Origin of the sequence: Stenotrophomonas lacuserhaii, from assembly GCF_039674585.1 — a bacterium.
Classification (GTDB): Bacteria; Pseudomonadota; Gammaproteobacteria; order Xanthomonadales; family Xanthomonadaceae; genus Stenotrophomonas; species Stenotrophomonas pennii_A.
This window is the reverse complement of sequence record NZ_JBDJNU010000029.1, coordinates 1-10,700: the sequence shown is the minus strand read 5'-3', so window position 1 is coordinate 10,700 and position 10,700 is coordinate 1. Positions and strand designations below refer to the sequence as shown.

Genomic DNA, 10,700 nt, shown 5'->3' with positions numbered 1-10,700 from the left:
CGGTCAGCAGTGCGGGCTCGTGCCCGCGGCATAGGCCAACCCACGCCGCAGCAGCGCACGCACGTGGGAATCGGCGTAGACCGCCGCATCGTGGCCGAAACCGGTATACCAACTGCGCCCGCGGCCCATCGGCCGGCACCAGGTGATGGGATGGTCCTCGCCCATCGTGCCGCCTTCGTAGCCTGCTTCATCCACCGTGGCCAGCACCTGCACCCAGGGTCGCGGATTGCGTCGGTAGTTGTAGATTTCATCGGTTATCGGCCACTGCACGCCGTCATCGCCCCCGCCATGCAGCGTCACCCGTGCAGATTGCAGCCCGGGTGGATGCTTGTGGAACCAGGCGCCAACCAGCTCGCCGTAGAACGGCCAATCGTATTCGGTATCGGCAGCCGAATGCAGGCCAAGGAAGCCGCCGCCGCCTTCGATGTAGGCCTGGAATGCCGCCTGCTGCGCGTCATCCAGCACGTCGCCGGTGGTATTGGCGAACACCACGGCGCGATACGCCGACAATCCCTCGCCGGTGAACACCGCCCCGTCTTCGCTGTGCACCACCCGCAGGTCCTGTTCTGCCGCCAGCGCCCTCAGGGTGTCCACGGCCACCGGGATGGCGTCGTGGCGGAATTTGGCGGTCCGGGTGAAGACCAGGATCGCGTCGTCGGCAATGGCCGGCCACGGCAGCAGGAACAGGGCGATGCAGCAGCAGAGGAAGGTACGCATGCGGCGGATTCTGACACGCACCGCGCGGCGGGCCATGCTGCACTGCATTGATCCTGCTCAAGGCGTGGCCTGCACGCCGGGTGTGCAATGCTCATGTCCCCACACGGCAGATCACCAAGGAGCCCGGCCATGTACAAGCGCATCCTGATTGCCACCGACGGGTCCGAACTGGCGGAAAAAGGCCTGACGAAGGGCCTGGAGCTGGCCAAGGACCTGAACGCGGAAGTCGACATCGTCACCGTGTCCGAACCCTGGGCCGTCGGCATGTATGACGCCATGGGCTGGAGCGTCGGCTACATGAACAGCCCGGAATACAAGGCCGACCGCGAAGAGACCGCGCAGAAGATCCTGCAGCCGGCGCTGGCCACCGCACAGGCGCAGGGCGTGCGGGCCAACGGCGTGCACGTGCTGGACCGCTATGCGGCCGACGGGGTGATCGACGTGGCCGGCGAGCGCAGCTCGGACCTCATCGTGATGACCTCGCATGGCCGGCGCGGGGTGACCCGCGTGCTGCTCGGCAGCCAGACCGCCGAAGTACTGGCACGCAGCAGCATCCCGGTGCTGGTCATCCGCTGACGCCGTCCGACGGACCTCGGCGCCAGCGGGCACAGCGTTCCCTGGGGAGGGGACCCGGCGTCGGTCGCAGGAAGCGGCCGGCGCCGTTCTCCTGCCTGCTGGGTGACGCCCGGCGCCCTGAAGGGTGACAACCGCTGGTCGTGCTGGGTGACGACCGTTGGTCGTGGTGGGTGACGACCGTTGGTCGTCACGCTGTTGCGCAACGCCAGCCGCGCCACGCTCAGTCGCGCAGTTTCAGGGTCTGCGACTCGTCCAGGCTGCCATCGGCCTGCAGCACCACGTAGCGCTCGCCACTGCGGTCGAACAGCACCGGGATCGGCTCGCGGAACAGCGGCCGCCGCACGAAGCGCAGCTGCCAGCCGAAATGCTCCAGGGTCTGCACGGCGGACAGCTGCTCGGCAGTCAGCCCCTGGCGAAGGGCGGCCTGGTCGATCGGCAGGTTGCGGCGTTCTACATTGCTCATTTCGAAAGAACGTGCATCACCAGCTGTAGAGCTTCCAGTACACCGGCGACACGCCGTCCCTAGAATTATCCATGCGGCCATCGCCGTTCTGGTCGTAGATGAAATAGGGCGCGCCGCGCAGCGGGGTCACCTTGACCATGCGCAACTGGCCCGCGACCCGGTATTCCTCCAGCACGTCACCATTGTCCAGCGTGCGCTTGGCGATGTCGGCACCGGCCACGTCGACCGGCGGTGCACCGGCGCCACCGGAGGTCGCGCAGCCAGCCAGCAGCAGGGCCAGCAGCAACGGCGCGGCGAGCATCATGGGTTTCATGGGCAGGAGTCCTTGGCCGGGTGTGTAAGGGATTATGCCCCAGCCGGCGTGACCGACGTGCAGGCGCGGGGCGCGTAGAATCGTCGCATGAGCAGATTAGTCCTTATCGACGGGTCCAGTTACCTGTATCGCGCGTTCCACGCATTGCCGCCGCTGTCCAATCCGCAGGGCGAACCGACCGGCGCATTGTTCGGCGTGGTCAACATGCTGCGCGCAACGCTGAAAGAGCGCCCGGCCTACGTGGCATTCGTGGTCGACGCACCGGGCAGGACGTTCCGGGACGACCTGTACGACCAGTACAAGGCCAACCGCCCGCCGATGCCTGACGAGCTGCGCAGCCAGGTCGAACCGATGTGCCGCATCGTCGACGCGCTCGGCATCAGCATCCTGCGCGTTTCCGGCGTGGAAGCCGACGATGTGATCGGTACGCTGGCCCTGCAGGGCGTGGCGCGGGACCTCAGCGTGACCATCTCCACCGGCGACAAGGACTTCGCCCAGCTGGTGCGGCCGGGCATCGAACTGGTCAACACCATGACCGGCAGCCGGATGGATTCAGACGCTGCGGTGATGGAGAAGTTCGGGGTGCGCGCCGACCAGATCGTGGACCTGCTGGCCCTGATGGGCGACGCCGTGGACAACGTGCCCGGCGTCGAAAAATGCGGCCCCAAGACCGCCGCCAAGTGGCTGGGCGAGTACCAGCATCTGGACGGCGTGATCGCCGCCGCGCCGGCCATGAAGGGCAAGATCGGCGAGAACCTGCGCGCGGCGCTGGGGCGGCTGCCGCTGAACCGCGAGCTGGTGACCATCCGTACCGACGTGGCGCTGGAGTCCGAGCCGCAGGACCTGCCGCTGCGCGAGCGCAACGTCGAGGAACTGCGTGAACTGTATGCACGGTACGGCTTCACCCAGGCGCTGAAGGAACTGGAAGGCAGCGCGGGGCTGGCCCCGAACCTGGCCAGCGAGGCGGTTCCGAGCCTGCGCGGGACGGCGGCTGGCTTTGCCCGTGGCGGTGGCGAAGAGGCGCCGGTGGCCACCCTGGATCCGTCCCTGTCGTTGCCGGGCGAATACGAGACCGTGCTGGAGCCGGCCCAGCTGCAGGCTTGGATCGAGCGGCTGCAGCAGGCCGACCTGGTCAGTTTCGATACCGAAACCGATGCGCTGGATGCCATGCGGGCGCGGCTGGTGGGCATCAGCCTGGCGGTGGAGCCGGGCAAGGCGGCCTACATTCCACTCAACCATGATTACCCCGGCGCGCCGGCCCAGCTGCCGATGCAGCAGGTGCTGGATGCGCTGCGCCCGGTGCTGGAAGACCCGGCGAAGAAGAAGCTTGGCCAGCACGGCAAGTACGACCTGCACGTGCTGCGCCGGCACGGTATCGAGGTGCGCGGCTACCACGACGACACCATGCTGGAAAGCTTCGTGCTGAACTCCACGGCAACCCGGCATGACATGGATTCGCTGGCGCAGCGCTACCTCGGCTACACCACGATCAAGTTCGAGGACGTGGCCGGCAAGGGCGCCAAGCAGATCTCCTTCTCCCAGGTGGGCATCGACGAGGCCAGCCGCTACGCTGCCGAGGATGCCGATGTGACCCTGCGGCTGCATCGCGCGCTGGCGCCGCAGTTGCTGGCGCTGCCGTCGCTGGACCAGGTGTACCGGGAAATCGAAATGCCGCTGGTACCGGTGCTGGCCAGCATCGAAGCCAATGGCGTGCAGGTGGACGTGGCCGAACTGCGCCGCCAGAGCCAGGACCTGTCCACCCGCATGCTGGCTGCGCAGCAGAAGGCCACCGAACTGGCCGGGCGCAGCTTCAACCTGGACTCGCCCAAGCAGCTGCAGGCGGTGTTGTTCGACGAACTCAAGCTGCCCGCCCTGGTGAAGACGCCGAAGGGCCAGCCGAGCACCAACGAAGAAGCGCTCGAAGCGATCGCCGAACAGCACGAGCTGCCGCGGGTGATCCTGGACTACCGCGGCCTGGCCAAGCTGCGCAGCACCTACACCGACAAGCTGCCGGAGATGGTCAACGCCGCTACCGGCCGGGTGCACACCAGCTACCACCAGTCCGGTGCGGCCACCGGGCGGCTGTCCTCGTCCGATCCGAACCTGCAGAACATCCCGATCCGCACCGACGATGGCCGCCGCATCCGCCGTGCCTTCGTGGCACCGGAGGGCAAGCTGCTGCTGGCCGCCGATTACTCGCAGATCGAACTGCGGATCATGGCCCACCTGTCCGAAGACCCGGGCCTGGTACGCGCCTTCGAACAGGGCGCGGACGTGCACCGCGCCACCGCCGCCGAAGTGTTCGGGCGCAGCCTGGACGAGGTGACCAGCAACGAACGCCGTGCGGCCAAGGCAATCAACTTCGGCCTGATGTACGGCATGAGCGCGTTCGGGCTGGCACGCAACCTGGGCATCGACCGCGGCCAGGCGCAGGATTACGTTGCGCTGTATTTCAGCCGCTATCCGGGCGTGCGCGACTTCATGGAGCGCATGCGCCAGCAGGCGCGCGAGCAGGGCTACGTCGAAACCCTGTTCGGCCGACGCCTGTACCTGAACGACATCAACGCCCGCAACCAGGGCCTGCGTGCCGGTGCCGAGCGGGCGGCCATCAATGCACCGATGCAGGGCACCGCGGCCGACATCATCAAGCGGGCGATGGTGGACGTGGATCGCTGGCTGCAGGCATCCGCTGCGCCGGCCAGGATGATCCTGCAGGTGCACGATGAACTGGTGTTCGAGTGCGAGGCCGGGTTCATCGACGAGCTGCGTACGGCGGTGGTTCTCCACATGTCGCAAGCGGCACAGTTGAAGGTGCCGCTGGTGGTCGATACCGGTCACGGTCACAACTGGGACGAGGCCCATTGAGTCCCATCCAGCGCCCTATGACGCTGAACGGGTTGACCCGAGCGATTTAGCTGACTAAATGATGAATATTCTGGTGAGGGTGGTTGGCTAAATGGGCCACCTTCACGATTCATCAATGTTCGAAGTGCTTCCATAGGCTCCAACAGGCGCAACGCCTGTTGTGGATCTCTCCCATCCCCTGGAGAAGATCTCGGAACGGGGGCTCCTCCCCAAGCACCCGTTCCCCGGCCCCGTTGACCTCCCCCTGGTCAGCGGGGCTTTTTTATTATCCGGCCTGCCCACCACCGGAAGGTGGCCGCCGCCCGGTCACAGCCAGTCGCGGGGTACCAGATAATCGGCCAGCCGTGCTTCGGCACTGCCCGCCTCGGGCTGGAAACCGTACTCCCAGCGCACGCGCGGCGGCAGGCTCATCAGGATGCTTTCGCTGCGGCCGCCGCTCTGCAGGCCGAACAGGGTGCCGCGGTCGTAGACCAGGTTGAACTCCACGTAGCGGCCACGACGGTACAGCTGGAATTCGCGCTCGCGCTCGCCGTGCGGGGCTGCCTTGCGCCGCGCCACGATCGGCAGGTAGGCGTCCAGGAAACCGTCGCCGACCGCGCGCAGGTAGTCGAAGTCGCGCTCGAAGTCGCCGTGCAGGTCATCGAAGAACAGCCCGCCGATGCCGCGCGTCTCGTTGCGGTGGCGCAGGAAGAAGTATTCGTCGCACCAGCGCTTGTGGGCGGGATAGCGCTCGGCGCCGAACGGCGCGCACAGGTCATGCGCGGTCTGGTGCCAGTGCCGTACGTCTTCATCGAACGGATAGAACGGGGTCAGGTCGAAGCCGCCCCCGAACCAGCTGGCCACCACCTGCCCATCCCGCTCGGCCTGGAAGAAGCGCACGTTGGCGTGGGTGGTGGGTACCAGCGGATTCAGTGGGTGGAACACCAGCGACACGCCGGTCGCGCGCCAGGAGGCGCCGGCCAGTTCCGGCCGGTTGGCCGACGCCGAGGGCGGCAGGCGGCTGCCGGCCACGTCTGAAAAACCGATGCCGGCCTGCTCGAACACGGCACCATCGCGCAGGATCCGGGTGCGCCCGCCGCCACCTTCGGCGCGCTGCCACAGGTCTTCCTGGAAGCGGGCCTGGCCGTCAACGCCTTCAATGGCGGTGCAGATGCGGTCCTGCAGGTCGGTGAGGTAGGCGCGGACGCGGTCGAATTCATTCATGCCGCCAGTTTAGCCGGTGGCATTACTGCTTGTGGTTGCGGGTGCGGGCGGGCGCCTCCGGTGCGGTGGTTCCGCCCGCTGCGTCCTGGAAAGCCCGGCCCAGCTCCAGCAGGGTCCAGTTGCGCGTGGCGAGCACGTCGCAGGCCACGTGCCGGCCGCTGCGGTCGGCCTCGCACAGCTGCTGCAGCTGCGCACGGGCATCCACGGCGGCGCTGTTCTCCTGCGCACTGGCCAGGTTCTCGCAGCCCTCGCGCACACCGGCGCGGCATACCGCCAGGTAGCTGCCGGCAGCCTGTACCCAGTCGCCGGACAGCGCCTGACGATGGCCCAGCGCGTTGCAGCCCTGCAGGCGGCCTGCCTTGCAGCAGGCCGCGGCGCCGTCCGCAGTGCCGGCCTGCGGGCAGTCCCCGGGCAGCGGCACCACGTTGAAGACCACGGCCCCGGCACACTGCGCCGGACCGCCGACACGCTGGAACACGCGCATCCGGGTCCACTCGTCCATGCCGACCAGCCGGTCGCCGGGCAGGGACTGGAACACGAAATCGCCGCCCTTGTCGTGGCGCAGCCGGATCGCCCCGTCTTCCAGCCGCGCGTGCGCCTGCGCGCCCATCCCCATCCCGACCAGGCCGCCGTCACCGAACGCCAGCGCGTCCAGCAGGCCGCCCTCGCTGCGGTACTCCCCGCAGGGCACCGCCGTGGCAGGCTGCGGCAGCGGCGCGGCGCCGAGCGCCTGCAGGGGGGCATGCAGTTCGCAGGCGCGCTCATCGCCGCGACGGCAGCTGAGCTGCAGCGCCGCCATGGCCTGGGGGAAGTCGCGGGCCTTCCATTGTTCTTCGGCCACTTCGCGGCAGAAATCGCCGTCCGGATGGGCCACGCACAGCGCCTGCAGCGTCTTCAGACGGGCGGCGGGCAGCACGATCTCGCGCTGGTCGAGCACGCCGATCAGGGCCATGCCCATCGCCTTGGACAGCGCGGCCTTGGCGGCCGCTTCGCAGGCCTTCTCGTCGTAAGCGGGGTCGGCTTCCTTGCAGACCGCAGGCTCCTGCAGTTCCGGGTCGTCGTTGGGTGGACGCGTGTCGGCCTGGCGCGCCTCGCTGGCCCACTCGCGCAGCAGCCCGCTGCAGGCCACGCCGGTGCCCTGTTCGCACCACTGCTGCAGCCGTGCCGCGTCCGCGGTGTACAGCTGGTTGCCACAGGTGGCTTCGTCGTAGGTGGCGCAGTCCTGCGCGCTGGCCACGGCGGCGGCGGACAGCAGGACAAGCGCCGTGATCGCGCGCAGCGGCAGGGTCATCACTGACATGGGGAACTCCGGGGGAAAAAGAAGGACGGGGGAGGGGGAATCAGTAACGCGAGCGGATGTCCGGGCGCATCAGCCGCCAGGCCAGCCAGCCCTGCAGTACCGCGAACAGCACGCAGCTGCCGAGCACGGTGGCGGTGAACAGGAGGCGTTGCGTATCCAGCGCTTCCACCACGTCGGCCTCGCCGACCTTGCCGATCAGCGCCGCGGCCACGCGGTCCATCCACCAGGCCACGCCGATGTTGGCGATGCCGGTGATCACCAGCAGCCAGACGAAGCTCAGCAGGCCCCAGCGCGTGCCCTTGTAGAGGCCCCAGCTGGACACCAGCGACGGCACGCAGGCCGCAGCCAGCAGCAGGCTGGTCGCCACCGGGTGGGCCAGCATCCACCGCAGGCTGGCCGGCCATGCGTTGTCACCTGCGAAGGCGACGAGCATCTGCCACGGCCGGCTGGTCCCCACCGGCCAGGCGACCAGCGCCTGCAGCAGGAACCAGAGGATCATCGCCGCGCAGACCAGCAGGGTGGTCAAGGCGATCGGACGCACGAAGTCGGTGCGCGGTGGCGTTGCCTGGCCGGTGGGGGCCAGGGCGGGAGGCAGCTGTGACATCCGGTGTCCTTGCAGGGGGAGGCAACGCCAGCCGGATCGTGCCGGGCGAACCGGCACGATCCGGGTCGCTTACTTCACGTTTTCGTTGAACAGCTTGAGGATGCGCTTGTACTGGTCCAGCCAGGAATCGGCACGGGTGTAGCCATGGCGTTCCAGCGGGTACGGCGCGATGGTCCAGTTGTCCTTGTGCAGTTCGATCAGGCGCTGGGTCAGGTTGACCGAATCCTGGAAGAACACATTGTCGTCCATCATGCCGTGGCCGATCATCAGGTGGTCCTGCAGGTTCTGCGCGTACTCGATGGGCGAGGAAACGCGGTAGGCCTCCGGGTCGATGTCCGGGGTGTTGAGGATGTTGGCGGTGTAGGCGTGGTTGTAGTTGTGCCAGTCCACCACCGGGCGCAGCGCGGCGCCGGCCTTGAACGTGCCCGGCGAACGGAACAGCGCCATGAAGGTCATGAAGCCGCCGTAGGAGCCGCCGTAGATGCCGGCGCGGTCGCGGTCGCCCTGCTGGGTTTCGGCCAGCCAGTCCAGGCCGTCCTTGTAGTCTTCCAGCTCCGGGTGGCCCATGTTGCGGTAGATCGCGGTACGCCAGTCGCGGCCGTAGCCCTCGCTGCCGCGGTAGTCCATGTCCAGCACGATGTAGCCCTGCTGCACCAGCAGGTTGTGGAACATCTGTTCGCGGAAATAGGCCGGATAACGCTGGTGGACGTTCTGCAGGTAGCCGGCGCCGTGCACGAACATCACGATCGGATACTTCTTCCCGGGTTCCTTGTTATCCGGTTCGTAGTACTTGGCCCAGACCACGCCGGCACCATGCTTGGACGGCACCGCCACCAGCTTCGGCTGGATCCACTCGCGCGCCTTGAACTCGGCGCTGCGGGTATCGGTCAGCACGCGCGCCTGCCCGCCTGCCGTCGGCACCACGGCCAGCTGCGTCGGCAGGTAGGCACCGGAGTAGCGCACCAGCAGCTGCTGGCCATCCGGGGAGACGGTGAAGTCCTCCACGCCGTTCAGGGTGGTCAGCTCCCGCACCTGGCGGCTGGCCACGTCGACGCTGCACACTTCATAGTCGTGCGGGGCCTGCTGGTTGCACAGGAAGTAGAAGCCCTTGCCATCGGCCGACAGTGCCGGTGCGGAGGTCTCCCATTTGCCGCTGGTCAGCGCCTGCGGCTTGCCGGTGCCGGCCTGCGTGTACAGGTGCGAGAAACCGGATTCTTCGGACAGCAGCCACAGCGTGCGGCCGTCGGCCATCCAGCCGTAATCGTTGAAGCCCCAGTTGATCCAGGCCGCATCGGTGAGGCGGTGGCGGCTCTGCAGGCGGCCATCGGCCGCGCCCACGCTGACGATCCAGCGGTCCTTGTTGTCGTTGGCGCGCAACATGATCGCGGCCTGCTGGCCGTCGGCGCTCCAGCGGATGCCGCCGCCCATGAAGTCGCTCATCAGTTCCAGCGGGCGGTTGCCCTTCAGCGCGTCCTTGCCGGCCTGCTTGCGCAGGCTGGCCAGCGGATCGGTGCCGATGCCCGGCAGCGTGTCCAGCGAGATCTTGTCGGCCTTGCCGGTGCGTGCATCGACCAGCCAGAAGGTGTGCGGTTCCGGGTCATTGCGGCCGACGCGGGTGCGGGTGTCTTCGGTTTCCTCGTAACCGGATTCGGTCACGTACAGCGGCATCTTGCTGGTGCGGCCTTCTTCGAAGCCCTTCGGCTTGGTCACCACCACCAGGTGCACCCGATCCGGCGACAGCACGCTGTCGACGATCTCCACATCGGCGCCGAGGAACACCGGACCCGGCGCGCGGGTCGGGTCGGTCTCGCGCCAGCGCTGGTCCTGTTGCTTCAGTGCCTCGCGCTGTTCGCGGTCGCGGCGCAGGGTTTCCAGCGTGCGCAGCTGCTGCTCGCGCAGGGTATCGGCCTTGGGCGCATCGGACGGATTCTTCTCTGCCTTCAGGCTGGCCACCTGGGCCACGCCGTTCGCTGCGGTCCAGTGGAACCAGTTCTGTCCGTTGCGCCAGATCACCCCGCCGTCGGTGGCGAAATTGATGCCGCTCGAGCGTTCATTGCCACGGGTAAGCTGGGTCAGCGCGCCGCTGCGCAGGTCGCGCACGAACACATCGCCGTTGCGGGCGAAGGCCATGCGGCTGCGGCTGCTGTCATAGACCGGATCGGCCACGTCCAGGCTGCCGCGCTGGTCGTCGGCCACCTGGGCGGCGACGCCGCCGTTGAGCGGCTGGCGGAAGGTATCGCGGACCGGGCTGCCCTTGCGCTTGAGCTGGTATTCGACCTGCTGGCTGTTCCAGGACCACCAGGCCCGTTCCACCGGCGGCCCGATCCAGTCGGGGTCGGCCATGGCCTGTTCGATGGTGATCGGGGTCGGCGCGGCCTGAACGGCCGGAGCGGCCAGCAGGGCGGACAACAACAGGGACAGCGGCAGCACTCGGGACATGGACGGGACGCACCGTGAAGGAGAAAACCGGCCAAGGGTAGCAGCCCCTTCCCGGCAGGGGCTGGCCCACAGGTCATGCAAGGGTGTGCGCTTGCTGGCGGCTTGGATTGCCTGCTGGAGGCTGGCGCCGGGCGGTGGGACTGGCCGGGGGACGGCAGAAGCCGCATCCTGCGGGCCTCGTTTCGCGCCATCCATGGCGCTCAACGCCCCCGCCCAGCCC

9 protein-coding genes are annotated in these 10,700 nt (G+C 67.9%); 2 read left to right on the top strand and 7 right to left on the bottom strand.

The window, feature by feature from the left end; translation table 11 throughout:
- Nucleotides 1-3: 3 nt before the first annotated feature.
- Complete coding sequence (locus tag ABE522_RS12055) at nt 4-717, bottom strand: ThuA domain-containing protein (protein WP_346591883.1); 714 nt, start codon at nt 715-717, stop codon at nt 4-6.
- A 129-nt stretch (nt 718-846) separates the two neighbouring features.
- Here ABE522_RS12055 and ABE522_RS12050 point away from each other — a divergent pair, with 129 nt between their 5' ends.
- Entirely contained in the window at nt 847-1,293 is a 447-nt protein-coding gene (locus ABE522_RS12050) for a universal stress protein (RefSeq protein WP_346591882.1), read from the top strand.
- A 220-nt stretch (nt 1,294-1,513) separates the two neighbouring features.
- Here ABE522_RS12050 and ABE522_RS12045 read toward each other — a convergent pair whose 3' ends face one another.
- Entirely contained in the window at nt 1,514-1,756 is a 243-nt protein-coding gene (locus ABE522_RS12045; RefSeq protein ID WP_346591881.1) for a hypothetical protein, read from the bottom strand.
- A 16-nt stretch (nt 1,757-1,772) separates the two neighbouring features.
- Nucleotides 1,773-2,069: a DUF2782 domain-containing protein gene (locus tag ABE522_RS12040; RefSeq protein WP_101099424.1), complete on the bottom strand. Its 297-nt coding sequence runs from the start codon at nt 2,067-2,069 to the stop codon at nt 1,773-1,775.
- A gap of 87 nt (nt 2,070-2,156) precedes the next feature.
- Here ABE522_RS12040 and polA point away from each other — a divergent pair, with 87 nt between their 5' ends.
- Entirely contained in the window at nt 2,157-4,934 is a 2,778-nt protein-coding gene (polA, locus tag ABE522_RS12035; protein ID WP_346591880.1) for a DNA polymerase I, read from the top strand.
- A 306-nt stretch (nt 4,935-5,240) separates the two neighbouring features.
- On the opposite strand, the gene hemF is transcribed toward polA, so the two are convergent.
- The 4 genes from hemF to ABE522_RS12015 all read right to left on the bottom strand — a co-directional run bounded on the left by hemF (nt 5,241) and on the right by ABE522_RS12015 (nt 10,480).
- Nucleotides 5,241-6,137 carry an oxygen-dependent coproporphyrinogen oxidase gene (gene hemF / locus ABE522_RS12030; protein ID WP_346591879.1) on the bottom strand — a complete coding sequence of 299 codons (897 nt, stop codon included), beginning with the start codon at nt 6,135-6,137 and terminating at the stop codon, nt 5,241-5,243.
- A 22-nt stretch (nt 6,138-6,159) separates the two neighbouring features.
- Nucleotides 6,160-7,437 carry a hypothetical protein gene (locus tag ABE522_RS12025; RefSeq protein ID WP_346591878.1) on the bottom strand — a complete coding sequence of 426 codons (1,278 nt, stop codon included), beginning with the start codon at nt 7,435-7,437 and terminating at the stop codon, nt 6,160-6,162.
- Between the two features lie 40 nt (nt 7,438-7,477).
- Entirely contained in the window at nt 7,478-8,041 is a 564-nt protein-coding gene (locus tag ABE522_RS12020) for a hypothetical protein (protein WP_346591877.1), read from the bottom strand.
- A gap of 69 nt (nt 8,042-8,110) precedes the next feature.
- Nucleotides 8,111-10,480 (bottom strand): S9 family peptidase, encoded by a 2,370-nt coding sequence (locus ABE522_RS12015; RefSeq protein ID WP_346591876.1) that lies wholly within the window; start codon nt 10,478-10,480, stop codon nt 8,111-8,113.
- Between the last annotated feature and the right edge of the window lie 220 nt (nt 10,481-10,700).

Bases quoted from the DNA above. Each gene is read 5' to 3' on its own strand.
- ABE522_RS12050 (WP_346591882.1), top strand. From the start codon at position 847: ATGTACAAGCGCATCCTGATTGCCACCGACGGGTCCGAACTGGCGGAA.
- polA (WP_346591880.1), top strand. From the start codon at position 2,157: ATGAGCAGATTAGTCCTTATCGACGGGTCCAGTTACCTGTATCGCGCG.
- ABE522_RS12040 (WP_101099424.1), bottom strand. From the start codon at position 2,069: ATGAAACCCATGATGCTCGCCGCGCCGTTGCTGCTGGCCCTGCTGCTG.
- ABE522_RS12045 (WP_346591881.1), bottom strand. From the start codon at position 1,756: ATGAGCAATGTAGAACGCCGCAACCTGCCGATCGACCAGGCCGCCCTT.
- ABE522_RS12025 (WP_346591878.1), bottom strand. From the start codon at position 7,437: ATGTCAGTGATGACCCTGCCGCTGCGCGCGATCACGGCGCTTGTCCTG.
- ABE522_RS12015 (WP_346591876.1), bottom strand. From the start codon at position 10,480: ATGTCCCGAGTGCTGCCGCTGTCCCTGTTGTTGTCCGCCCTGCTGGCC.
- ABE522_RS12055 (WP_346591883.1), bottom strand. From the start codon at position 717: ATGCGTACCTTCCTCTGCTGCTGCATCGCCCTGTTCCTGCTGCCGTGG.
- hemF (WP_346591879.1), bottom strand. From the start codon at position 6,137: ATGAATGAATTCGACCGCGTCCGCGCCTACCTCACCGACCTGCAGGAC.
- ABE522_RS12020 (WP_346591877.1), bottom strand. From the start codon at position 8,041: ATGTCACAGCTGCCTCCCGCCCTGGCCCCCACCGGCCAGGCAACGCCA.